The sequence below is a fragment of the Candidatus Latescibacter sp. IFSED24 genome, from assembly GCF_058273205.1.
The window spans coordinates 1,517,421-1,541,308 of record NZ_CM177850.1 but is presented as its reverse complement, the minus strand read 5'-3'; the positions used below and the strand labels follow the sequence as shown (position 1 = coordinate 1,541,308).

The window sequence follows — 23,888 nt, the reverse complement described above, 5'->3', positions numbered from 1 at the left end:
ATGCCGACCGGACGTCCCCGGGGGAACGTCCGGTCGGGTGAAGGTCATCAGCGAACGAGCAGGAGCTTGCGCGTCAGGCTCTGGCCAGCGTGCTCGAGACGGTAGAAATAAACGCCATCGGCCAGTTGCCGTCCGCGGTCGTCGCGACCCTGCCAGACCACCAGCCCGTCGCCGGCTTCGGCCCGGCCATCGAGCAGGGTGCGCACGAGGCGGCCGCGCACGTCGAAAATGCGCAGCTGCACGTGGCCGGAACGGGGCAGGGCGAACGAGATGCGCGACTCGCCGCGCACCGGGTTGGGGTGCGGCTGGCCGAGGGCGAAGGCGGCCGTCGTGATGCCCGACAGCGCCTTGCCGGCGTCGCAGGTCGTTCCGCCGGGCAGCAGCGCCTCGAGGACCAGGTCGCAATCGGGGTCGCAGGTCAGGTCGCTGGTCCGGACGTCGGCGGCCAGGGGCTCCGCGGTCAGGCAGGTCCGGCGACCGGCGTGGTCGGCGTAAACGTTCCAGCCGATCACCGGCCGGGGATCGCTGTAGGTCCAGGTCAAGGTGGCGCCATCGGCGCGGGCCTGGCGTTCGAGCTTGTCCACCACCAGCGGCACTCGTACCGGCGTGGCAGTGGTCACGCGGATCGCCGAACCCGGTCCGAAGACCATGGTGCCGGCACTGCGGACGCCGTCGTAGGTCAGCTGCAGGCCGTCGGTCTCGTCGGGCGACTCGATACCCACCGTGGCCCACATACGCAGGAAATCGTTGTCGGCCACCTGCTTGTAGAAGAAGAGGATCTCGCCGTCACCGCTGGGCGTGGTGTACGTGGCCGGGTTGCGCAGGACGGCCTGGAAGGTCTGCCGATCGATGATGTCGGGATCATCGTCCTCGGGGTTGCCGGCCTTGTAATGGCGCATCCGGCTCCACTCCACGATGAACTCGTCGTTGGCGGTGTCGTGGTAGTAGAAGATGCCGTCGGTCAGCGTGCCGATGGGGTCGACATCGGGGTCGTAGTACGAGGGCGGCACCGGGATGAAGTTGTCCCAGAACGGCGCGACCAGGGCGCCATTGCCATGGGTCGAGGGGATGGGCCAGTTGTAGAAGTTGTAGTCGTCGTTGGTGGCCTCGAAGCTGAGCCAGCCGTTGTCCGAGACGCGGATCTGCGTGAAGCTCTCGCCGTAGAAGGTGAAGGTGAAGGGCAGGTCCACGATGACGTCGCGATCGTAGTTATCCTCGTCGTACACCAGCTGGGTGCCGGCGCCGCCGAAGGTGGTGGAGATCTCCAGCCAGCGGTAGACCGGGCGCTGAGCGGGGTAGAGGTAGTCGGCGCTGTCGTAGGCGTAGTAGCCGTGGTTGTCGGGGCCGGCAGGCTCGCCGCTGCTTCCCTTGCCCACGGGCACCGGGACGGTGGTGTCGAACTCGGTCCCTTCGGCGAGGGTGGCCTGGACGACGAGGGTCACCGTGACGCCCTCGACCACGTCATCGGCCAAGGTCAGGCTGATCGGGCCGGTGGTCGTGCTCTCGCCGCTGGCCATGGCGCCGAAGGACACGCTGCTGGTCTGCAGGGTGACGCCTTCCGGGGCCTGGAGGCTCAGCGCCAGGTCGCCGCCCGTGGTGGCCAGCGACCCCTGGTTGAGCAGGGTGAGGGTCAGGTCGGTCGTATGCCCGGGATCGAGCCAGCCATCGCCACCGTCTTCGCCATGGGCCGTGATCTGCAAGGTGGGGGCGGAGATCTGCAACTCGAAGCCGGCGAGGTCCACCGCGCCGTCGTGGGCGATGGCGAGGCGACCGGTGATCAGCGCGCCGTCCGGCGCGTCGGGCGCGATGGTCAGCTCCAGCGGCGTGTCGATGACGCCGCTGGCTCCAGCCGCGAGACCGGCCAGGCTGGCGCTGCCGTTCGTCACGGTGGCGGGGCCGTCGATGGTCAAGGTCACGGTGGCCGCGGCGGCGGCCTCGCTGCCCACGTTGCGCATGGTGGTGGTCAACGCCAGCGTCTCACCGGGGTTGGCCTGGCCGTCGCCGTTGCCGGCGGGGGCCTCGTCGTCGATGGCCAGCGATTCCAGCGCCACGTAGATCACGCTGAGGTCGGCGTTCAGCAGGGTGGTGTAGGCGAGGCGGTCGGGATAGGTGACCGTCAGGCTCACCGCGCCCTCGCCCACCGGGGTGCTCAGGGCGACCCGGGCCTCGCCCGAGTCGTCGCTGAAGGCCGCACCGAGCAGTTGACCGTTCTGGGCCACGCCGATGCGGGCGCCGGGCAGCACAGCGCCGCCTTCCTCGCGGACCGTGAGTTCGAGGAACGAGGCGCCCACGGGGATCTCGGCGTCATGCGTGACCTGGAGCGCGGTGGGGGCGGCCCGGTAAAAATTCAGCTCTGGATCGCCGAGGAGGTTGTAGATGTGGAAATAGAACTCCACCGACTCCTCGTTGCCGGTGTCGTTGAGCTCGCCGGGATAGTATTCCAGGAAGCGGAGTTTGCCGGCGTTGAGCAGCGCGCCCAGGGTGTTGATCTCGGGCTCGACGACGCGTTCGAAGAAACCGATGGCCATGGCGTCGTTGAAGCGCGTGTGCGACCAGTGCTCCCCGTTGCCGATGAACGCCACCGCGCCGCGGAAATTCTCGGGTGAACTGCCGCCCTGGCGGGTGAAGACCTCGCCGAAGCACGCCTCGCTCGCCTGGAAATCGCCATTGAGGCAGACGAAACTCATGACCACCGGCAGCATCTGTCCGTTGGTCAGGGCCGGGATGTGGTCCACGGTGTAGGTGGGCGGCTGCCAGCCCGCCGTACCGTAGGCCCAGCCGCGGTAGACCACGAACGAGCAGCCCTCGTCGATGGAGGCCTTGATCACGACGGGGCCGCTGTCCTGCGGGATTCCCATGCCCTCACGCGGCTGGTACGGCGAGACGATGAAGTTGCCCTCGTCGCCGGGGATGGGGGTGACGGGATCCAGCGGGTCGAATCCGATGCTCTCGAGCTGCTCGCCGCAGAACTGCACGGTGTACATGGGGGTGGTGGAGGCGTACTGGCCGGCCACCATCACCGAGCGCGTGAACCAGGCGGTCTCGTCGATGAAGGGGGCCTGTTCATAGGCCACGGACTTGGCCACCATGGCCTGGCACTCGGTCTGGTTGGATACCGAGAAACGGCCCAGCATGACGTCGGGCAGCCAGTCGTCGCCGTCGAGCAGGGCATAGGGCATGTCGGTGACGTTGCCCGAGAAGTCCCAGGAGGGGATCACGTCCACGTCGCCCACCAGCAGCACGTATTCGGGGGGACGCTGCCAGGTGTCGTAGGCATCCTGGAGCCAGGCCTTGATGGCGGCGTTGGTGGACCCGGTGACGTCGGTGGTCACCGTGACCACGGGCCAGCCCTTGCGCAACTTCCAGTCGGCCAGCGGCGCCACGGCCGAGGCGTACTGGGGGCCGACCACGATGACGTAGCTGCCACCCATGGGATGCGAGGCGGCCTTCAGACCAAGATCCGGCTGGCCGGGCAGGCTGGCCTCGAGCGCGGCGGAGCCAAGACGGTCGTTGCTCTTGGCGCTCCACGATCCGTTGTGGCGGACGGCCACCACGATTGGACCGGCGGCGGGTTCCTGGACCCGGACCACCACGGCGGCCTGGCCACGCATGCGCATGGCCTCGCCCTCGATGGCGACGCTGGCGGCCCGTCCGGAGATCAGGACCGCCTCGGCTCCGGTCGCGTCGGCGGGCAGGGCCACCACGGCGCCCAGATCCGTTGCCATGTCGTCTGTGGACTGCTGTCGCGCCGGGAAGGTCAGGATGGTCTCGTTGTCATGGACGTCGTAGGCGGCGGCGGGGGGCGGTGTCGCGGGACCTTGGGCCGTGGCCGCCACGGGGGCGGCCACGGTCAGGCAGGTCAGCGCGATGCCCAAGATTAGGCTTCGCTTCATCGGATCAGACTCATCCTCTGGCTGGTGGTCATGCCGTTGCTCTCGAGGCGGTAGAGGTAGACGCCGCTGGCGAGCGAGCGACCGTCCTGGTCGCGGCCGTTCCAGTTGATCTCTTGCCGCACACCGGCGGCCACGCCGGCACGCTGGAAACTACGGAGCAGGTGGCCGCGCAAGTCGTGGATTCGAACCACGACGTCGCCGGGCTCGTCAAGCACGAAAAAGATGGTGGTCATGGGGTTGAACGGGTTGGGCGCGTTGCCCAGGAGAACGCCGGCAACGGGCACGTCGCCCACGGCGTTGCCGCAGCCGGCGGGGTAGGCGCCCACGTACGTGGCCCCGCAGTCCCCACCGTCGGGGTGGTTGCCCGCGGCGCAGGGGCTGCCCGGCTGGATGCGGTAGTTGTTCTCGTCGGGATTGCAGTAGAGCGGGTCGGCCGAGAAGTTGCAGCCGCCATCATTCGCAAAGAGAATGCCGCCCTCATCGTTATTCCAGAGGTTGCAGCCGGTCAAGGTTGTTTCGGCGGAGAACATGCAGTAGATGCCTGCACCACCCGTCGAGTCTGTGATCAGACAGTTCGTGATCTGGGGATCACCGCCCCATTGCACGAAAATTCCGGCGCCAAGAGTGTCAGCATAGCAACTGTTGCCGACCAGGGTACAGTTCTCGATGGTCGGCGATGGCGTGAACTGGACATCGATTCCGCCGCCTACGGAATTCGCGGAGTTGGCAGCATTGTCGATGATCCGCAGATTTCGCAGCGTGGGAGCGGACTGCTGGCAACTGATGCCCCCACCGAAGTTGTAGGCGACGGTTGTGTAATTGCCCACGATGTCACAATCCTCGACGGTGCCAGTGGCGCCATCCTTGTAGACCAGGCCGCCGCCGTTGCCCTCGGTGGTGTTCTCGGCGATCTCGCAGCCGCTGATGTCGCAGTGCGAGTCCTGGACGCAGACTCCGCCGCCGTTGCCGAAGTCGGCGTTGATGGCGTTGCGGGTGATGGTGCAGCCGGTCATGGTGACCGTGCAACCGGCGCGGATGAAGATCCCGGCTCCCGTGGGGGCCGTGTTGTCGTCGACGACGCAGTCGGTGATCACTGCCGTGCTGCCCTCTTCCACCGCCAGGCCGCCGCCCTGCTTGGCCTCGTTCGCAAGGAAATCGACGCTCGTGATGGTGGCCTCGGCGTCGTTGATCACTACGATGCCGCCGTCACCGTTCTCCCGCACGGTCACGTTCTCGACCACGGCGCCGGTGGAGCCCTGACGGATCAGGATGCCCGCGCCGAAGATCTCGGCGTAGGCGCCGCGGACCTGCAGGTCGGCGATGACCACGTCGTCGGTGTCGTGGACGTAGATGCCGCGGCCCAGGCCCTCGGCGTCGATGATGGTGGCCTCGGGGCCGGCGCCGCGCAGGGTGACGCCGGGGCGCATGATGACGCAGGCGAGGGTGGAGCCGGGTCCCTCGGTCTCATGGGTGCAGTCGGTGTAGGTGCCGGCTGCCACGATCACGACGTCGCCGGGATTGGCGGCCTGCACCGCATCGTTGATCTGGGCGTAGTCGCCAGGCACGTTGATCTCGACGGCCAGGACGGTCCCGGCGCCGAACAGCAGCGCGAGGGCGGTGGTGGCAAGGATGAGGCGCTTCATGATCGTGGTCCTCCCGCAGGAATGGGCCGCGGCGACGACAGCGGTCGCCGGTCGGAGATGCACTCATAAGTATATCATGCCGCCCCAAGCACATACCATAGGACGTATTCTAACTTTTTTGTGATAGACGGGGCGAGAAGGCGAATCATTTTGCCAGTTGGACGGTTATCCGGCATGTATGGTGTGTTGACGCTGCGGGGGAGAGGCTGAGAGTGCACGGTCAATTCACATCGAGATGGGGACAGTTGCCTGGTTTCGTGCTTGGCGACTAACAGGAAAAAGTCTCAACATTTAGTCCCGATATCGTGAAATCTGAAACCTAAAAGCAACAAATGAGACATGTTCTAAGCATATGGCTCACAATTGTAATGATTTAGGACAGCGTTTCTCGTGCTCTATCTGATATAATCAAGGATGGTATGCAAACCCGAACCGGCTCGGATGACGCGGCCAACCCCGCCCCGTGCTGTCAACTGACGGAGGCCGAAATGAACTGCGCTCGCTGGTCCCTTCTGCTGCTCGGCTTGCTCCTCGTCGCCGCCCCCTTGGCTGCGGCGGAGGAGCAGACCCAGACGCTGTCACTCTCTGCCGAGGGCGCCGGCGGTGCCCCCAGCGTCCTGGTCCGCACCAAGACGGCGTCGGGCCTGGTCCTGGATCTGGACCTGCCCAGCCTCGAGTCCAGCAGCCTGGATCTGGAGGGTCGTACGTTCCAGTCGCTCGAGCTGGTCGGTGGCGGTCATCGCGGCCGCGACGGTCAGGCTGCCCTGCCGACCATCACCCGGCTGGTGGCCCTGCCTGCTGGCTCGGGCGTGTCGGTGAAGGTGGTCGAGCGTGATCTGGTGAGCCTGGGCGCCATGTCCCTGGCGCCCAATCAGGGACTGGTGGACGCGGCCAAGGCGGCCTCGCCCGCGTTCGATGCCGCGCTCTATGCCGCCGCACCTGCCAGCGAGGCCACTGCCCTGGTGGGTGAGCCCGCGCTGCTGCACGGCCTGCGCGTGGTGCCGGTGACCTTCAGCCCCGTGGCTTACGATCCGGCGACCGGTGAGGTCACCGTGGCGCGTCGCATGACCGTGGAGGTGACCTTCTCCGGCCGGGACGACCGCAACAGCAAGGCCGCCTCGCCGCAGCTGATCCCCGAGTCGTTCGCGCTGATGTACGAGCAGGAGGTCCTGGGCTGGACCCGCGACGCGGGCGTCCAGGTGGGCCCCGGCAAGTACATCATGATCTGCCCGAACAACAGCACCGTCACCGGCATCGTCGAGAAGCTGGCCGACTGGCGCCGTCGCCAGGGCTACACCGTGGAAGTGGTCACCACCGCCACCACCGGTTCCAGCACCACGGCCATCCGGAGCTGGCTGCAGAGCCAGTACACCAACAGCAGCATCCCGCTGGAGTTCGTCACCCTGGTGGGCGACGCCAACGGCGCCGTGGCCATCCCCACCTGGCACGAGAGTTACTCGGGCTACAACGGCGAGGGCGACCACGAGTACTCGCTGCTCGACGGCGGCGACGTGCTGGCCGACGTGCACCTCGGCCGCATCTCGGTGACCAGCACCAGCCAGCTGCAGACCGTGATCGACAAGATCGTCGACTACGAGAGCGCCCCCGACATGTCCGACCCGAGCTGGTTCACCACCGCCGGCCTCACCGGCGACCCCTCGGCCTCGGGCTACAGCTGCATCTTCACCAACCAGTTCGTCAAGCAGCAGCTCCAGGAACTGAACTACACCCGCATCGACACCATCTGGAGCGGCAACTTCGTCACGCAGATGCTGACCACCATCAACCAGGGCGAGAGCATCTTCACCTACCGCGGCTACTGGAACATGAGCGGCATGAGCGAGTCGCACATCCAATCCACTGGCAACGGGCAGCAGCTGCCCTATGCGGTGATCCTCACCTGTGACACGGGAACCTTCGAGGACGACACCACCTGCCGCAGCGAGGCGTTCCTGCGCGCGCCCAACGGCGGCGGCATCGCCAGCATCGGCACCGCCACCACGGGCACGCACACGCGCTACAACAACTGCATGTTCCTGGGCATCACCAACGCGGTGCTCACCACCGGTGAACATCGCGTGGGTCCGTCGCTGACCCGCGGCAAGCTCAATCTCTACAAGAACTACTACGAGAACGAGTGGCAGAAGGTCTGGACCTGGTCGACCTGGAACAACCTCATGGGCGACCCCGCCACCGAGATCTGGACCGCCGTGCCGGCGGCCATCGACGTGGCCTACCCCTCGCAGGTGGCGCTCGGCGCCAACGCGCTGCCGGTGGCGGTGACCCTGGGCGGCGCGCCCTTGGCCGGCGCCCGCGTGGCGGTCCATCAGGACGGCGCGGTGCACGACTTCGCCTACACCGACCAGAACGGGCAGGCGATGCTGGAGATCACCGACGCCGCGGCTGGCGACGTGCTCGTGACGGTCACCGGCACCAACCTGCACCCGCACCTGGGCCAGACCGCGGTGGGCACCGTGGCGCGTTCGCTCGACTTCGACGCCCTGACGGTGAGCGAGGTCTCGGGCAACGGCGACGATCAGGCCAACCCGGGCGAGGTGCTCGATCTCGAGATCCGGCTGCGCAACCACGGCACCAACGCGGTGAGTGCGGCGGTGGGCACGCTGCTGGAGTCGCTGCCCTACGTGGCGCTGCTCGACGGCGAGGCGAGCTTCGGCACCGTGGCCGCCGGCGGCACCGCCACCGGCGTCTTCCGCGTGGAGCTCGCCAGCGACGCGCCCGGCGGCGAGACCGCCGAACTGCGCCTGGACGCGAGCGGCAGCGGCGAGACCTGGACCAGCCTGGTGGCGCTGCCCATCCACGGGCCGCAGGGCAGGATCAATCGCCTGACCTTCGGCGGCAGCGGCGGCGACCTGGATCCGGGCGAATCCGGCACGGTGGATTTCAACCTGGTCAACGCTGGTGACCTCGCCACGGCAGGCATCACGGCGAGCCTGAGCTGCGCCAGCCAGTGGGTCACCGTCAGCGATCCTGACGGCAACTGGGGCGCCTTGACTTCCGGTGCAGCCGGCAACATGAGCGATACTTTTGCGGTGACCATCGCCAGCGATTGCTATCCCGGCCACATCGCGTCCCTGGTCGTGGAGCTGACTTTCGCCGAGGGCGGCACCCAGACCCTGGTCTTCCCGGTGACCGTCGGCACCGCCGGCGTGGGCGATCCCACCGGCCCCGACACCTACGGCTATTACGCCTTCGACAACGCCGACACCGCGCCCGAGGCGCCGGTCTACGACTGGGTCGAGCTGGCGGGCGTGGGCACGAACACCGGCATCAGCGACACCGGCCGCCACGACGACGAGACGCGTCGGTTCGATCTGCCGTTCGACTTCACCTACTACGGCGAGACCTACGACCGCGTCTCGATCTGCTCCAACGGCTGGCTCTCGTTCGGCGGCACGGACATCAAGCTGTACCGCAACTGGACGCTGCCCGCCGACGGCTCGCCCGACGCCATGATCTGCGCGTTCTGGGACGACCTGGCCGGCGGTCAGGTCTACACCTGGTACGACGAGGCGAACCACCGCTACATCGTGCAGTGGGACGCGTTCGGCTCGTACACCGGAAGTTCTTACAACGGCAACTGCACCTTCGAGATCATCCTTTACGATCCGGCGCATCATGCCAGCGACACCGGCGACGGCCTGATCGTGCTGCAGTATCAGAGCGTGACGGTGAACGGCGACGAGACGACGTACTTCACGGTCGGCATCCAGGACCACACGCGGACCGTGGGCCTGACCTACGTCTACGGCAACAACTATCCTGGCGGGTCGGCCGCCATCGCGGCCAACCGGGCCATCGCGTTGCGTCCCATCGTGCCGCAGGCGCAGGGGACCCTCAGCGGCGAGATCACCAACTCCAGCAACGGCGGCGGCGCCATTCCTGGTGCCGTGGTGACCATCATGGACCAGGGCCGCCAGTTCTATTCGAGCGGCGACGGTACCTACGAGGGCAACGTCACCATCGGCACCTGGGACGTGGCGGTGTGGCACGAGAGCTGCGCACCGGATACTGCCTACGGCGTGGAGATCCTGGAGGGCGAGGTCACCGAGCTGGACTTCGCGCTCGCCGACAACCGCGGCCCGTTCATCGCCGACGTGACCCAGCTCCCCGACACCGAGGACACCGGCGGTCCGTACGTGGTCGAGGCCAACGTCACCGACCTGACCGGGGTGGCGAGCTACACGCTGCACTACACGTCGAGCAGCTCCGGTGGGCCTTACTCGGTGCCCATGACGCTGGTCGACGCCGGCACCGGTCTGGTGCGGGCGACGATCCCCGGCCAGGCCGACGGTTCGCGGGTGCAGTACTGGCTGACCGCCAGCGACGTGCTGGGCTACGGTTCGGCGGCTCCGGCTGGCGCGCCGTGGCCGAACTTCAGCTTCATGGTGGCCAGCGTCTCGGTGATCGCCGAGGAGGATTGCGAGTCGGCCACGGGCTGGACGGTGAACCTCGGCGGCGGCGACACCGCCAGTGCCGGCATCTGGGAGCACGGCGACCCCATCGGCACCGAGTACAACGGCCAGCCGGTCCAGCCGGAGAACGACCACACCCCGGCCCCCGGCGTGAACTGCTGGTTCACCGGGCAGCACCAGGCTGGTGAGAGCGCGGGCTACAACGATGTGGACGGCGGCACGACCACCCTGACCAGCCCGATCTACGATCTGACGACGCACGGTGCCGTGTCGGTGAATTACTGGCGCTGGTACACCAACGATCTCGGCAACGAGCCGGGCGTCGACGCCTGGGTGGTGCAGGTCTCCAACGACGGCGGCTCGACGTGGGCCAACGTGGAGAACACTACCGCCTCCAACAATGCCTGGCAGCAAGTCAGCTTCATGCTCAACGACCTCTACGCTGAGCCTGGCCAGATGCGTCTGCGCTTCATTGCGTCCGATGCCGGCGCCGGATCGCTGGTCGAGGCGGCGGTCGACGACCTGGTCATCACCGCCAGCAGCGCCGTGGCCGACGTGGCCGCGCCCACCGTGGCGGTGACCGCGCCGGCGTCCGGCGCCCAGCTCGTCCAGGGCCAGACCATGTCCGTGACCTGGAACGCCGGCGACGACGTGGGCGTGGTGGCGGCGCAGGTGTGGCTGTCGCTGGACGGCGGCGCCAGCTTCGACCAGCTCATCGCCGAGGGCGCGCTCCTGGGCGCGGCCGAGTGGACCATCGCGGTCCCGGCCGGTCCGCCGAGCTACAGCTGCCGCGTGAAGGTGGAGGTCTTCGACGGGATGGAGCGGATGGCCGCCGCCGAGTCCGGCGTCTTCACCATCATCGCCGGCACCACCGACACCCCCGACGCGGGCACGCGCCTGGCGCTGGCCCAGAACCACCCCAACCCGTTCAACCCGGCCACCGTGCTGGCGTTCTCGCTGCCGCGGGCGCAGCAGGCGACCCTGGCGGTGTACGACGTCCAGGGCAAGCTGGTGCGCACGCTGGTCCGCGGCCGGCAGACCGCGGGACGGCACGAGATCACCTGGCAGGGCCGCGACGATCGGGGCAACGGCGTGGCCAGCGGCATCTACTTCTACCGGCTCGTCACGGAGGACGGCTCGCTGGTCGGGAAGATGACGTTGTTGAAGTAAGGCTGGCGACGTGTCAGTCTAGGTGCTCCAGGGCGGCGGTCGGATGCCACCGGCCGCCGCCGCACTGACAACCCGCAGGAGGCGACTTCATGACCCACGGGGGTAGCTGGCGGTCCAGCCTGGCGTGCGCCCTGCTGCTCGGCGCCATCGTCACCATGGTCGGCTGCACGACCGAGGAGGCCGCGGAAGCACAGCGGTATCAGGCATTGACGGAAGCGGGCGAGGACGCGCCGGCCGATCTCTTCCACGCCGAGGTGACGCTCTACCGCCGGTACTCGGGCGACTGGCGCCTCGACAAGGACCATGAGTTCACCATCAAGGACGAGAGCCACATCAAGGCCGAAGTGGTTCTGCATCCATTGCAGCTCGACCGCACCTACAGTGTGCATCTGGTCTGGATCAAGCCCGGCGGCGAGGAGATGTTCCGCCGCTACGCCGAGGTGACCAGACGGGAAATCACCCTGCCGGCGGGGGTGGCACCTGATAGCTCGGGGGCGTTGCCGGAACAGTTCCTGGCCGATCTGAGTCGGCGGTACGGCAAGAAACGCGGCGCGCAGATCGGCAAGAAATTCGCGGCCGACCCAGACCAGCCCGTTGCGGTGACCGAGACCACCTACAAGAAGGCCGTGGATCTGGGTTATGCCAGAACGAGCGTGTCCCTGCGGAGCGCGCCCACCGCCGAGCTGGATTCGCGGCTGAATATCTCCCGGGAGAAGGAGCGTGGACCAGGGGCTTACTTGCTGCGCATCTATCTGGACCGCCAGCTCCTGCAGGAGGTGCCCTTCACCGTGCAGGAACGGACCTGACCCTGCCGGAACGTCGAGGACGAGAGCCCGCCTGACAGGCGGGCTCGTTTCTTGGGCCATCATTGCTCAAAAAGACGGCAGCAATGTCGTGCTCGTCTGCCAATCTGGCAGCCGGGGGCCGAGATCCCCGAAAATCCCCATGTCTTTGCATTTTCTGCCTTGCGACTCGTCTCTGGTCGGATATATTCCGCCCCGCTTAGCAGTCGCGGGGCGAGAGTGCTAAATTGTCCCGCAAAGACAACCTGAAACCCAGATCATTGAGGAGGCAAGCATGGCCATCTCCATCAAGCCCCTGGCCGATCGCGTCATCGTCGAGCCCCTGCCAGGCGAGACCATGAAGGGCGGCATCATCATTCCCGACACTGCCAAGGAGAAGCCCCAGCAGGGCAAGATCATTGCCGTGGGGCCCGGCCGGGTCGACGACAACGGCCAGCGTGTGGCGCCCGAGGTCAAGAAGGGCGACGTGGTCCTGTACGGCAAGTACGCCGGCACCGAGGTCACCGTCGAAGGTCACGAATACCTGATCCTCCGTGAGGGCGACGTTCTCGCCATCCTGTAGCAAGTTGTCGGGTCGGTGACTGCCCAGGGCAGTCGCCACGCCAATAAAGGAGAATGACCCATGGCCAAGCAGATCAAGTACACCGAGGACGCCCGCGAGCACCTCAAGCGCGGCGTCGACGCTCTCGCCAACACCGTGAAGATCACCCTCGGCCCCCGCGGCCGGAACGTTATCCTGGACAAGAAGTTCGGCGCTCCGCTGGTGACCAACGACGGCGTCACCATCGCCAAGGAGATCGAGCTCAAGGATGCCTTCGAGAACATGGGCGCCCAGATGGTCAAGGAAGTGGCCAGCAAGACCAACGACGTCGCTGGCGACGGCACCACCACCGCCACCGTCCTGGCCCAGTGCATCATCCACGAGGGTCTGAAGAACCTGGCCGCCGGCGCCAACCCCATGTTCATGAAGAAGGGCATCGAGGACGCGGCTCGGGTCGCGGTCGAGGCCATCGCCAAGCAGTCCAAGCCGGTCAAGGACAACCAGATCATCGCCCAGGTCGCCGCCATCTCGGCCAACAACGACATGACCATCGGCCAGATGATCGCCGAGGCCATGGACAAGGTCGGCAAGGACGGCGTCATCACCGTCGAAGAGGCCAAGGGCATGGAGATGGAGCTGGACGTGGTCGAGGGCATGCAGTTCGACCGTGGCTACCTGAGCCCCTACTTCGTGACCAACGCCGAGCAGATGCGCGTGGAGCTGGACGACCCCTACATCCTCATCCACGACAAGAAGATCAGCAGCATGAAGGACCTGCTGCCCATCCTCGAGAAGATCGCGCAGATGGGCAAGCCCCTGCTGATCATCTCCGAGGACATCGAGGGCGAGGCCCTGGCCACCCTGGTCGTGAACAAGCTGCGCGGCACCCTGAACATCGCCGCGGTGAAGGCGCCCGGGTTCGGTGATCGCCGCAAGGCCATGCTCGAGGACCTCGCGATCCTCAGCGGCGGCCGCGTGATGAGCGAGGATGCCGGCCTGAAGCTGGAGAACACCACCACCGCCGATCTCGGCCGCTGCGGCAAGGTCACCATCGACAAGGACACCACCACCATCGTCGGTGGCAAGGGCAAGGCGGGCGACGTCAAGGCTCGCGTGGCCCAGATCCGCGCCCAGATCGAGGACACCACCAGCGACTACGACCGCGAGAAGCTCCAGGAGCGCCTGGCCAAGCTCGCCGGCGGTGTGGCCGTCATCCGCGTCGGTGCCTACACCGAGGTCGAGATGAAGGAGAGGAAGCACCGGGTCGAGGATGCGCTGCACGCCACGCGCGCCGCGGTGGAGGAGGGCATCGTCGTCGGTGGCGGCGTGTCCCTGCTGCGCGCCAGTGAGGTGGTCAAGAAGCTGGACCTGACCGGCGAGGCCGCCGTGGGCCGCGACATCGTGGCGCGCGCCATGGAGGAGCCCCTGCGGCTGATCGCGGAGAACGCCGGCGTCGAGGGCAGCCTCGTGGTGGCGCGCCTGCGCGACGAGAAGAAGGGCAGCAACGTTGGCTTCAACGCGGCGACCCGCGAGTACGAGGATCTGATGGTCGCCGGGATCATCGATCCGGCCAAGGTCACGCGTTCGGCCCTTCAGAACGCGGCGTCCATCGCGGCCATGCTCCTGACCACCGAGGCCTGCGTCGCCGACGAGCCCGAGAAGGACATGCCCGGCATGCATGGCGGCGACATGGGCGGCATGGGCGGCATGGGTGGCATGGGCATGATGTAAGCCGTTTTCCCGCGGGAAGACAGCTTGCGCAAGCCAGCCGGTCGCCAGACCGGCCACCGGGCGGCCCCCCTCCACCGAGGGGGGCCGCTTTGCGCTTTCGGGTCGTCCTGGTCTGGAGTAGATTCGCCCCATGCGCATCCTGCACCTAGGCAAGTACTACGCTCCGGACAAGGGCGGCATGGAGACGGTCCTGCGGCACATCACCGAGGGCCTGCTCGACAGGGATTGCGAGGTGCGTGTGCTGGTGGCCGGACACGGACGGCGCACCGTCCGCGAAGACCTGCCCGGCCAGCCGGGGGCGCTGGTCCGAGCGGGCGTGGTGGGAACCTGGAACAGCCAGCCGCTGACGTTCGGCCTGGCCCGCCTCCTGCAGCGCGAGATCGCGTCCTTCCTGCCCGATGTGGTTCACCTGCACTTGCCCAACCCGCTGGCCTGCTGGGCCTGGCTGCGCAGCCGCGTCGTGGTCGAGCGCGCCGGCTGCAAGCTGGCGGTCTGGCATCATTCGGACATCGTCCGCCAGCGCCTCAGCGGTCGGCTTGTGGCGCCCTTGACCCAGCGGTGCCTGGCCGCCGCGGCGGGGATCTGCGTCTCGAGCGCAGCGCAGCGCGACCAGGCGACCGAGCTGTCCCGCTGGCGCCAGCGCGTGCAGGTGATCCCCTTCGGCATCGATCCGACCCCTTTCGCAGGCGCGTCACCGTCCGCTACCGGCCCCTTCCTGTTCGTGGGCCGGCTGGTGCCCTACAAGGGGCTGGATGTCCTGCTGAACGCGCTGTCGGGCCTGCCTGGGGTCCAGCTGGATATCGTGGGCAGCGGTCCCCTGCATGCGCATCTGGTCGGGCGTATCGCCGCGCTCGCTCTCGGCGATCGGGTCTGCCTGCGCGGGGAGGTCCCCGACGAGGAATTGCCCGGACTGTTCGCCCGCAGCCGGGCCCTGGTCCTGCCCAGCCGTGATTGTAGCGAGACCTTCGGGCTGATCCTGCTGGAGGCCATGGCGGCGGGGCTGCCGCTGGTCACCAGCGACCTGCCCACCGGTGTGCGCGAACTGAATCGTCCCGGAGAGACCGGCTGGCTGGCCAGGCCGGGCGATCCGGACGATCTGCGGCGTGCGCTGCAGGCTGTCCTGGCCGATCCGGACGAGGCCCGCCGACGGGGGGAATGCGGTCGGAAACTGGTCCGTGAGGGCTTTACCCGCGGGCACATGGCCGCCGAGCTGATTGCCTGGTACGAGGCGCTCGTCGGGAACTCTTGCTGATTCCGGACTGTTGAATGCCAAATCTCGCTGGAAAACACCGATCGATCGGGTCGGATGAATTGACAGCCCCGCTGGACCCTTGTTATCGTTCCGATCCCGGCACGAGCCGGTTTTTTACTGAGACTTGGCCCGCTGTTCTCCTGGAGGTATCCCGTGCCCACCCCGACGACTCGTAGATACGTGCTCGCCGCCCTCGTCCTCGTCGCCGCGACGATGCTGGGAGCCGGCGGCGCCGTCGCCCAGTGTACCGAAGGCCAGATGACCGAGGCCCAGCTCCAGTTCGGCGGCGCGCAGCAGTTGTTGCAGGCCAAGCAGTGGGATCAGGCCATCGGCCAGCTCCAGTCCATCGTCGAATTCTGCCCCGAATTCTTTCCCGCGCTGCGTGGTCTCGGCCTGGCCTACCAGAACACCGGCCAGCTCGACCTCGCCGCCGATGCGTTCGGCAAGGCCATCGCCGTCCAGAACGGCCAGGCCGGCGCGGTGGACTACGCCAACCTGGCCAAGGTCCTGACCATGCAGAAGAAGTACAAGGAAGCGCGCGCCGAGTATCTCAAGGCGCAGAAGCTCGATGCCGAGAACTGCTTCGTCCTGGTGAATCTGGGCATCCTGCACAACGCCTCGGGTTTCCCGACCCAGGCCGTGGACACCCTCGAGGACGCCATGATGTTCTGCCCGGACCTGCAGCCCCAGATCCTGCCGCGCCTCGCCGAAGCCTGCGCCAAGGCCGCCGACCAGCAGAAGAAGATCGGCAACCCCGAGAAGGCCGAGATGTACCTGGCCAAGGCCCGCGAGTACGGCGGCAGCGCCGGCGGAACCACGGCCTACAAGCAGATCGAGACGCAGATGAAGCAGGGCGACTACGCCGGCACAATCGAGCTCTGCGACCAGCTGCTGGCCAAGCAGCCCGATCACGCCAACGCGCTGTTGACCAAGGCGCGGGCCGCCGACGCCCTGGGTCGGAAGCCGGTGAGCGTCGAGGCCTACCAGAAGTACCTCGCTCTGCGACCCGACAACATGAACGAGACCGCCAACATGATCGTGGTGATGGCCGAGGCCGGTCAGTGCAACCCGGCCATCGCGGCCGCGAAGGACGCCATGACGCGTTTCGCGGGGACCGGCGCCAAGGAGCTGGGCAAGATCAACTTCGCCTACGGCAAGGCGCTCTTCTGCGCCGAGGACTACGCCAGCGCCAAGGCCCAGTTCCAGCGGGCGGCCAGCAGCGGCGACACCAAGTGGGCGCCCTACGCCCGCGAAGGCATCGCCGCCTGCGACGAGTATCTCGACTTCGCCGACCGCAAGGCCAGGGCCGAAGCCCAGCAGGGTCGCTGAATCGACCGCTTCTTGCTACGTTGCCCCGCGGGTCCCGGCCCGCGGGGCTTCCTGCGCCACCTCGACCGATCAGACCGGAGCGATGGATCATGGGACGACTGGACAAGCTGCCACCCTATCTCTTCTCCGAGATCGACAAGGCTCGCGATCGTGCTCGCGCCAAGGGTGTCGACGTCATCGATCTGGGTGTCGGCGATCCCGACCAGCCCACCCCCGAGGCCCTGGTCGAACTGGCGGCCACGACGGTGAAGACGCCCGAATACCATCGTTATCCCGCCGGTCGTGGCGACGCCCGCCTGCGTCGCGCCATCGCCGGCTTCCTGCGCCGCCGCCATAACGTCGACGTGGATCCGGACCACGAGGTCCTGGTGCTGGTGGGCAGCAAGGAGGGCATCGCGCATCTGCCCCTGGCGCTGGTGGAGGAGGGGGACAACGTGCTGGTGCCGGACATCGGCTATCCCGTCTACACCCAGTCGGCCATTCTGGCCGGCGGCGAGGTGCGCCCGTTCACCCTGGCGGCCGACCGCGCCTTCCTGCCCGACCCCGCCCAGCTCGCCACGCTGGCTGACGATCGCACGCGACTGCTCTGGCTCAACTACCCCAACAACCCCACCGGTGCCGAGGCCGGTGCCGGTCTTTACGAGCCCCTGGCCGCGCTCGCCCGCAAGCGCGGGTTCGTGCTGGCCAACGATGCGGCCTATCTCGAGGTGAGCCTGGACGGACACCGCCCGGTGAGCATGCTCGAGACCTGCGATCATCGTCGGCAACCGTTGATCGAATTCCACAGCCTCTCGAAGATGTTCAACATGACCGGCTGGCGGGTGGGCTTCGCCGTGGGCCAGGCCGAACTGCTGGCCAAGCTGGCCCGGGTCAAGGAGAGCATCGATTCCGGTGTCTTCACCGCGTTGCAGGAGGTGGCCACGTTCGCGCTGGGCCGACGTGCCGACGACCTGCTCGACGAGGTCATGAAGCCCTATGCCCGGCGGCGCGAACTCGTGACCGCCGCGCTGGCCCGTGCCGGACTGGAGATCTTCCCGACCCAGGCCACGTTCTACGTCTGGGCGCGCGTGCCGGCCGGCGAGTCCAGCCTCGGCTTCTCCGCCCGGGTGCTGCGCGATCAGGGCGTGGTGGTCACTCCCGGTGTCGGCTTCGGGGACGGAGGCGAGGGCTGGTTCCGCATCAGTCTGACCGCCCCCGACGCGCGCGTGGCCGAAGCGGCCCGACGTCTGGAGGCGCTGTGATGGACCGCATCACCATGGCCGGGATCGATGTCTACGCTCACCATGGCGTGCATCCGGCCGAGCGCGAACTCGGCCAGCGCTTCGTCATCGACGTCGCGCTCGAGGGGGACTGGAGCGCCGCCGCGCGCAGCGACGATCTCGGCGAGGCCCTGGACTACGTCGCGGTGCACCGGCGGATCCACGAGGTCACCGCCGCCAACAGCTTCCTCCTGCTCGAGGCCCTGGCCGAGGCCATCTGCGCCGATCTGCTGCGCGCCTTCCCCGTGGCCCGGGTCGTGGTCACCGTGCACAAGCCCAACCCGCCCATCCCCAACTTCCTGGGCCGGGTCTCGGTCACCCTCGATCGTGATCGAGGCTGGCTCGCCGCTCACGGCGGGGATCCCCGCTCTTGACCGGCCCGGCCGCACACCTGGTCCCTCCGCGCGGGGCGGAGGAGGTGGTCCTCGGACTCGGCGGCAACCTGGGCGACCGCCTCGCTTTCCTGCGGCGAGGCCTCTTCGCCCTGCTGGCCCATCCCGAGATCCGGGTGACGGGCTTCAGCCGTGTCTGGGAGAGCGAGTACGTGGGGCCGGGCAGCCAGGCGCCCTACCTCAACGCGGTCTGCGCCGTGCGCACCGCCCTGGCCCCGGCGGCGCTGCTCGCGGTCCTCAAGGGTGTCGAGCAGCGGCTGGGCCGTCCGGTGTCCGGACACCTGCTGCCGCGTGTCCTCGATCTCGACATCCTGCTCTTTGGCGACCGGGTGGGCGCCGATGTGCTGCTGACCTTGCCCCACCCTCGCCTGCACGAGCGCGGTTTCGTGCTCGGTCCGCTGGCCGAACTGGCGCCGGCGTTGATTTTGCCCGATTCCGGGGAGACGGCTGCCGCTGCCTGGGCTAGAATCCAGGCCGAAGGCGGGCCGTGGTTGCGTCCGCTCACCGAGGATCTGGTAACCACCGGCGCCGCCGCCGGTGGTGAGGAGGAGTGGCGTGCTGCCCTGGCGGTACATTGTCGTTGAAGGCGTCATCGGCGTGGGCAAGACCAGCCTGGTGAAGCTGCTGGCCACGGCGTCCGGTGGGCGGGTGAACCTGGAGGTGGTGGAGGAGAATCCCTTCCTGGCCAGCTTCTACCAGGACCGCGCGGCACATGCTTTCCAGACCCAGATCTTCTTCCTGCTCAGTCGTTTCCGCCAGCAGCAAGCCCTGGCCCAGCCCGAGCTCTTCAGCCAGCTGGTGGTCTCGGACTATCTCTTCGCCAAGGACCGGATCTTCGCCAACCTCAACCTCAGCGACGACGAGCTGGCGCTCTACAACCAGCTCGCCGGCATCCTGGAGGACCGTATCCTGCGGCCGGATCTGGTGATCTACCTGCAGGCCAGCACCGACCTGCTGCTCGAACGCATCCGCATGCGGGGTCGATCCTTCGAGCGGAGCATGGAAGCCGACTACATCGAGAGCCTGAATCGGGCCTACAATTTCTTCTTCCACCATTACCAGGACACGCCGCTGCTGGTCGTGGCTGCCGATCACCTCGATTATGTGGGTGTTCCGACCGATCTCGACCTGCTCGTCGACCAGCTGCGCGAACCGTTCACCGGGACCCGGTTCTTCGCGCCCCGGGCCGGCGGCGCCTGAGAGGATCGCCATGGCGAAGCTGCCCAGTCTCGACATCTTCACCGCCCGTCGTCCCGGCGATCCCCCTCTGGTGGTGCTGACGGCCTACGACGTGCCCTCGGCCAAGCTCGCGGCACGGGGCGGGGTGGACGCCCTCCTGGTGGGCGACTCGCTGGGGCAGGTCCTGCTGGGTTACGACAGCACGTTGCCGGTGACCCTCGACGACATGCGCCACCATGCCCGGGCCGTGACCCGGGCGGACACCGGCCTGCCGGTGATCGTGGACCTGCCCTACGGCACCTTCCACGTCGAACCGTGCGAGACCGTGCGCGCCGCGCTCCGGCTCGTCCAGGAGGCGGGGGCCCAGGCGGTCAAGCTGGAGGGCGGTCGAGCCCGCGCCGCGCACATCGCCGCGCTGCTGGCGGCCGAGATCCCGGTCATGGGCCACCTGGGGCTCACGCCGCAGAGCCTGAACCGCTTCGGGGGTTACAAGGTGCAGGGCCGCGGGCGTGACGCGGCCCAGGAGCTCCTGGACGAGGCCGCCTTCCTCGCCGAGGCCGGCTGCTTCGCCATGGTGCTCGAGTGCATCCCCGCCGAACTGGCCGCCCGCATCACGGCCCAGGTGGACATCCCCACCATCGGGATCGGAGCCGGACCCGGCTGCGCCGGCCAGGTCCTTGTCTACCACGACCTGCTCGGGCTGCTCGACGATTTCAAGCCACGTTTCGTCAAACGCTATGCCGAGCTCGGCGACGCCAGCGCCGAGGCCATCGCTGCCTACGCTCGCGACGTGCGTGCGGGCGCCTTCCCCCAGGCGGCACACACGTATGGCCGCGGCAAGCGCCCGACCGATGCCAAGGGCGAGGGTGGCGGCTACCTGGGCAAGGTCGACGAGGGAGAATCCTGAGCATGGAGCTCCTGCACACCCGCGCGGATCTGGCGAGCCTCGAGCCCCTGCGTCGCGCCGAGCGCCCCCTGGTGCTGGTGCCCACCATGGGGGCGCTGCATGAGGGACACCTGCAACTGGTACGGCGAGCCTGCGAGCTGGGGGAGGCGGTGGTCTCGATCTTCGTCAATCCCACGCAGTTTGGCCCCGGCGAGGATTTCGAGGCCTACCCGCGCGACCTGCAGCGCGACCTAGACCTGCTCGCGCCGCTGGGCACCACCGCGGTGTTCGCCCCCTCGGTGGCGACCATGTACCCGCGTGAGGGCGGGGTCTCGGTGCACCCGGGACCGGCCGCTGCCGGGCTCTGCGGCACCGGCCGGCCCGGCCACTTCCAGGGCGTGCTGACCGTGGTGGCCAAGCTCTTCAACCTGGTCCGGCCCGACCTCGCGATCTTCGGCCGCAAGGATGCCCAGCAGTGTCTGGTCATCGCGGAGATGGTGCGCGATCTGGCCATGCCGGTGCGCCTGCTCGACGAGCCGACCGTGCGCGAACCGGACGGCCTGGCCATGTCCTCGCGCAACGCCTACTTGCCGCCCGAAGCCCGCCAGCGGGCTCTCTGCCTGAGCCGGGCGCTCGCCGTGGCCAGGGAGCGCCTCGCCGCCGGTGAGCGCGACTCCGAAGCCATCGAGGCGGTCATGCGCGCCGAACTGGCGGCGGCCGATAGTCTGGAATACGCGGTGGTCCGGCAGGTGCCCGACCTGTCGCGGCCGGAGCGGGCCGCGGGACGCCTCCTGCTGGCGGTGGCGGCGCGCGTCGAGCCGGCCCGCCTCATCGACAATCTGGTGCTCGACGTGTCCAGCAACGATGTCCAGCCAGCCAGATTGCTGGACGATCCGGAGGCGATGACATGAATCACGGTCCCCTGGTGGACGCGGTGATCCTGGCCGCTGGCAAGGGTACCCGCATGCAGAGCGACAAGCCCAAGGTCCTGCACGAACTGGCCGGACGCCCCCTGCTCGACCACGTGGTGGACGCAGCGCGGCGTGCCGGCGTGGAACGCATGGTGGTTGTGGTGGGCCATCAGGCCGAGCGCGTGCGCGAGACCTGCGCAGCGCCCGATCTGGAGTTCGTGCTCCAGGAACCCCAGCTGGGAACGGGGCATGCGGTCCAGATGGCCGCCCCGGCCCTGCGCGACGGCGGCTGGACCGTGGTGCTGGCCGGCGACGTGCCGCTCCTGAGGGCGGAGACCCTCCAGCGCCTCGTCGACGCCACCGTGGCCAGCGAGGCCGCCGCCACGGTCCTGACCTGCGTGGTGGACGACGCCGGCGCCTACGGTCGCATCGTCAAGGATGCCGGCGGCGACCTGCGCAAGATCGTCGAGGCGCGCGATGCCTCCGACGAGGAGCTGGCCATCGGCGAGTACAACAGCGGCGTCTACTGCTTCCTGACCGACCGCCTCCACGAGGCGCTGGCCAACCTGACCACCGACAACGACCAGGGCGAGTATTACCTCACCGACACCATCGGCTGGCTGGTGGACCAGGGTGCGGTGGTGCGCACGGTGGAGACCGCCGACACCGACGAGGTGGTGGGCATCAATACCGTGGCGGAACTCGAGGCGGCCGAGCGCCTCTACCTCGCCCGAGCGCAGGACTGATCCACATGGACCGACTCTACACTCCCTGGAGGTACGATTACGTGACCGGTGCCAAGACCGAGGACGGCTGCGTGTTCTGCCGGGTGCTGGCCTCGCAGGACGATGCGGCCGACTTCGTGCTGTACCGCGGCCAGCACTGGGTGGTGATGCTGAACCGGTACCCTTACAACAACGGACACCTGCTGCTGGTGCTCGACCGGCATCAGCCGCTGCTCGGGGCCTGCAACGCCGGCGAACTGGCCGAGATGGGCCTCCTCCTCGCGGCCATGGAGCAGGCCTTGCAGGCGAGCATGAATCCCCACGGCTTCAACTGCGGGTACAACGGCGGCACCAGCGCCGGCGCGGGCATTCCCGAACATCTGCACCTGCATCTGTTGCCGCGCTGGGCGGGAGACACCAACTTCATGACGACCGTGGGCGAGACCCGCGTCATGCCCCAGTCCCTCGAACAGGCACGCGACCAGATCCAGCCCCACCTGATCCGGATCCTGGCGGAGGGGTCGTGAGCAGGTGGCGGAATCCCCTGCTGCTCCTGCTCGTCCTGGTGTGCGCCGGGTCGTTCTACTGGGCGCGCCGTCCCGACCATCCGCCCTCAGCCAGGCCGCCGCGTGCGGAAGGCGCCCCCGAGCCGACGGCCGTGGTGGAGGAGACGGTTCATCTCGCCGTCCTCAACGGAACCGGCGAGCCGGGACTGGCCCGCCGCCTGAGTCGTCAGCTCGCTGCGCGCGGGTGCGTGGTGGTCCGTCTGGACAATGCGCCCCACGAATCGTTCGCCCGGACGCTCCTGATCAACCGACGTCTGCCCCGGACGGCAGCCCGGCGTCTGGCGGCCCGCCTGGGCGGACCACCCCTGCTGCAGGAATGGGATCCCCGCGGGCGGGAGGACGCCGTCCTGGTGCTCGGGCGCGACCATGCCCGCTATGTCACGGGCCTCGACGGGACACCCTGACCCCGACTTTTCCGCTGGCGAAAACAAGGCGAATATATTATGTTGGCCCTAGAATCCAGGGCTATGGTTCCATTTCCTGCTGGTAGGCCCCGGGTGTCGGCTCTATTATTCGGCCGGTAACCCGTGGTGCTGGGCAGGGGGCGCTCGTTCGCGAGCGGTCCGGGCAGGAAAGACGAGACCGCATGCAGAAGAGCCTGGGAAAAATCGCGCTGGTGCTGCTGCTGGGAGTCCTGATCGGGGCCGTCTTCAGCGAGGTGATCGGTCTTTTCCTGCGTGAAGGGAGCGTGGCCGAACAGGTCTTCGTGAACTACAAGGAATTCGGTGTTCCCACGGTTCACCTCGACCTGGTGGTGGTCGAATTCACCTTCGGCTTGACCTTCCATGTCAATTTGATGAGCGTCGTGGGGGTCTTCATCGCCTCGCAGCTCTTGCGCTGGTACCGGTACTGATCCACGTTCGGGAGGCAACATGGCTCCGTTCATCGGCTTCATCGGCCCCATCGGCTGGCAGGAGCTCCTCATCATCCTGGCCCTGGTCCTGATCATCTTCGGTCCGCGCAAGCTGCCGGAGATTGCCGAGGCGTTCGGCAAGTCCATCAGCAAGTTCAAATCTGCGACCAGGGAAGCCTCGGACGAGGTGAAGCGGGAACTGAACGACGCCCGCCGCCATGTGGAGGATGACGGGACCGAGCCGCCCAAGCAAGAGACCCCGGAGCGGCCCAAGGACTCCTGACCCATCCGGCACCGAGGCGGCCCGTCTGTCCGGCACGGA

19 protein-coding genes are annotated in these 23,888 nt (G+C 67.7%); 17 read left to right on the top strand and 2 right to left on the bottom strand.

Going from position 1 to position 23,888, the window contains the following annotated elements:
• Positions 1 to 47: 47 nt before the first annotated feature.
• Positions 48 to 3,893 (bottom strand): C25 family cysteine peptidase, encoded by a 3,846-nt coding sequence (locus tag IFSED24_RS06355; protein WP_491334378.1) that lies wholly within the window; start codon positions 3,891 to 3,893, stop codon positions 48 to 50.
• A complete protein-coding gene (locus tag IFSED24_RS06350; protein ID WP_491334377.1) occupies positions 3,890 to 5,536 on the bottom strand; it encodes a right-handed parallel beta-helix repeat-containing protein in 1,647 nt (548 codons plus the stop codon). The genes IFSED24_RS06355 and IFSED24_RS06350 overlap by 4 nt, the downstream gene beginning before the upstream one ends.
• A gap of 488 nt (positions 5,537 to 6,024) precedes the next feature.
• Here IFSED24_RS06350 and IFSED24_RS06345 point away from each other — a divergent pair, with 488 nt between their 5' ends.
• The 17 genes from IFSED24_RS06345 (at position 6,025) to IFSED24_RS06265 (ending at position 23,849) form a co-directional block, all read left to right on the top strand.
• Positions 6,025 to 11,139 (top strand): C25 family cysteine peptidase, encoded by a 5,115-nt coding sequence (locus tag IFSED24_RS06345; RefSeq protein WP_491334376.1) that lies wholly within the window; start codon positions 6,025 to 6,027, stop codon positions 11,137 to 11,139.
• A gap of 89 nt (positions 11,140 to 11,228) precedes the next feature.
• Positions 11,229 to 11,945: a hypothetical protein gene (locus IFSED24_RS06340; RefSeq protein ID WP_491334375.1), complete on the top strand. Its 717-nt coding sequence runs from the start codon at positions 11,229 to 11,231 to the stop codon at positions 11,943 to 11,945.
• Between the two features lie 271 nt (positions 11,946 to 12,216).
• Entirely contained in the window at positions 12,217 to 12,504 is a 288-nt protein-coding gene (gene groES, locus IFSED24_RS06335) for a co-chaperone GroES (protein WP_491334374.1), read from the top strand.
• Positions 12,505 to 12,564: 60 nt separating this feature from the next.
• Positions 12,565 to 14,214, top strand: coding sequence for a chaperonin GroEL (gene groL, locus IFSED24_RS06330; protein ID WP_491334373.1), 1,650 nt, complete (start codon positions 12,565 to 12,567; stop codon positions 14,212 to 14,214).
• A gap of 130 nt (positions 14,215 to 14,344) precedes the next feature.
• Entirely contained in the window at positions 14,345 to 15,466 is a 1,122-nt protein-coding gene (locus IFSED24_RS06325) for a glycosyltransferase (RefSeq protein WP_491334372.1), read from the top strand.
• Between the two features lie 153 nt (positions 15,467 to 15,619).
• Positions 15,620 to 16,795 (top strand): tetratricopeptide repeat protein, encoded by a 1,176-nt coding sequence (locus IFSED24_RS06320; RefSeq protein ID WP_491334371.1) that lies wholly within the window; start codon positions 15,620 to 15,622, stop codon positions 16,793 to 16,795.
• 89 nt (positions 16,796 to 16,884) lie between these two features.
• Entirely contained in the window at positions 16,885 to 18,036 is a 1,152-nt protein-coding gene (locus tag IFSED24_RS06315) for an aminotransferase class I/II-fold pyridoxal phosphate-dependent enzyme (protein WP_491334370.1), read from the top strand.
• A complete protein-coding gene (gene folB / locus IFSED24_RS06310) occupies positions 18,036 to 18,428 on the top strand; it encodes a dihydroneopterin aldolase (protein ID WP_491334369.1) in 393 nt (130 codons plus the stop codon). Before IFSED24_RS06315 ends, folB begins: the two co-directional genes overlap by 1 nt.
• A complete protein-coding gene (folK, locus tag IFSED24_RS06305; RefSeq protein WP_491334368.1) occupies positions 18,425 to 19,030 on the top strand; it encodes a 2-amino-4-hydroxy-6-hydroxymethyldihydropteridine diphosphokinase in 606 nt (201 codons plus the stop codon). Before folB ends, folK begins: the two co-directional genes overlap by 4 nt.
• The gene (locus IFSED24_RS06300) at positions 19,005 to 19,646 is read left to right on the top strand and encodes a deoxynucleoside kinase (protein ID WP_491335034.1); all 642 of its coding nucleotides are present in this window, start codon (positions 19,005 to 19,007) and stop codon (positions 19,644 to 19,646) included. The genes folK and IFSED24_RS06300 overlap by 26 nt, the downstream gene beginning before the upstream one ends.
• A 10-nt stretch (positions 19,647 to 19,656) precedes the next feature.
• Positions 19,657 to 20,532, top strand: a complete 876-nt coding sequence (panB, locus tag IFSED24_RS06295) for a 3-methyl-2-oxobutanoate hydroxymethyltransferase (protein ID WP_491334367.1) — start codon at positions 19,657 to 19,659, stop codon at positions 20,530 to 20,532.
• 2 nt (positions 20,533 to 20,534) lie between these two features.
• Positions 20,535 to 21,422, top strand: coding sequence for a pantoate--beta-alanine ligase (gene panC, locus IFSED24_RS06290; RefSeq protein ID WP_491334366.1), 888 nt, complete (start codon positions 20,535 to 20,537; stop codon positions 21,420 to 21,422).
• Positions 21,419 to 22,168 carry an NTP transferase domain-containing protein gene (locus tag IFSED24_RS06285; RefSeq protein ID WP_491334365.1) on the top strand — a complete coding sequence of 250 codons (750 nt, stop codon included), beginning with the start codon at positions 21,419 to 21,421 and terminating at the stop codon, positions 22,166 to 22,168. Before panC ends, IFSED24_RS06285 begins: the two co-directional genes overlap by 4 nt.
• 41 nt (positions 22,169 to 22,209) lie before the next feature.
• On the top strand, positions 22,210 to 22,674 hold the full coding sequence (locus tag IFSED24_RS06280) for an HIT family protein (RefSeq protein WP_491334364.1): 465 nt from the start codon (positions 22,210 to 22,212) through the stop codon (positions 22,672 to 22,674).
• The gene (locus IFSED24_RS06275; protein WP_491334363.1) at positions 22,671 to 23,117 is read left to right on the top strand and encodes a LytR C-terminal domain-containing protein; all 447 of its coding nucleotides are present in this window, start codon (positions 22,671 to 22,673) and stop codon (positions 23,115 to 23,117) included. The genes IFSED24_RS06280 and IFSED24_RS06275 overlap by 4 nt, the downstream gene beginning before the upstream one ends.
• A gap of 182 nt (positions 23,118 to 23,299) precedes the next feature.
• A complete protein-coding gene (locus IFSED24_RS06270; RefSeq protein ID WP_491334362.1) occupies positions 23,300 to 23,566 on the top strand; it encodes a DUF4321 domain-containing protein in 267 nt (88 codons plus the stop codon).
• Positions 23,567 to 23,585: 19 nt separating this feature from the next.
• Entirely contained in the window at positions 23,586 to 23,849 is a 264-nt protein-coding gene (locus IFSED24_RS06265) for a Sec-independent protein translocase subunit TatA/TatB (RefSeq protein WP_491334361.1), read from the top strand.
• The last annotated feature ends 39 nt before the right edge of the window (positions 23,850 to 23,888 follow it).

Bases quoted from the DNA above. Each gene is read 5' to 3' on its own strand.
- IFSED24_RS06355 (WP_491334378.1), bottom strand. From the start codon at position 3,893: ATGAAGCGAAGCCTAATCTTGGGCATCGCGCTGACCTGCCTGACCGTG.
- IFSED24_RS06350 (WP_491334377.1), bottom strand. From the start codon at position 5,536: ATGAAGCGCCTCATCCTTGCCACCACCGCCCTCGCGCTGCTGTTCGGC.
- IFSED24_RS06345 (WP_491334376.1), top strand. From the start codon at position 6,025: ATGAACTGCGCTCGCTGGTCCCTTCTGCTGCTCGGCTTGCTCCTCGTC.
- IFSED24_RS06340 (WP_491334375.1), top strand. From the start codon at position 11,229: ATGACCCACGGGGGTAGCTGGCGGTCCAGCCTGGCGTGCGCCCTGCTG.
- groES (WP_491334374.1), top strand. From the start codon at position 12,217: ATGGCCATCTCCATCAAGCCCCTGGCCGATCGCGTCATCGTCGAGCCC.
- groL (WP_491334373.1), top strand. From the start codon at position 12,565: ATGGCCAAGCAGATCAAGTACACCGAGGACGCCCGCGAGCACCTCAAG.
- IFSED24_RS06325 (WP_491334372.1), top strand. From the start codon at position 14,345: ATGCGCATCCTGCACCTAGGCAAGTACTACGCTCCGGACAAGGGCGGC.
- IFSED24_RS06315 (WP_491334370.1), top strand. From the start codon at position 16,885: ATGGGACGACTGGACAAGCTGCCACCCTATCTCTTCTCCGAGATCGAC.
- folB (WP_491334369.1), top strand. From the start codon at position 18,036: ATGGACCGCATCACCATGGCCGGGATCGATGTCTACGCTCACCATGGC.
- panB (WP_491334367.1), top strand. From the start codon at position 19,657: ATGGCGAAGCTGCCCAGTCTCGACATCTTCACCGCCCGTCGTCCCGGC.
- panC (WP_491334366.1), top strand. From the start codon at position 20,535: ATGGAGCTCCTGCACACCCGCGCGGATCTGGCGAGCCTCGAGCCCCTG.
- IFSED24_RS06285 (WP_491334365.1), top strand. From the start codon at position 21,419: ATGAATCACGGTCCCCTGGTGGACGCGGTGATCCTGGCCGCTGGCAAG.
- IFSED24_RS06270 (WP_491334362.1), top strand. From the start codon at position 23,300: ATGCAGAAGAGCCTGGGAAAAATCGCGCTGGTGCTGCTGCTGGGAGTC.
- IFSED24_RS06265 (WP_491334361.1), top strand. From the start codon at position 23,586: ATGGCTCCGTTCATCGGCTTCATCGGCCCCATCGGCTGGCAGGAGCTC.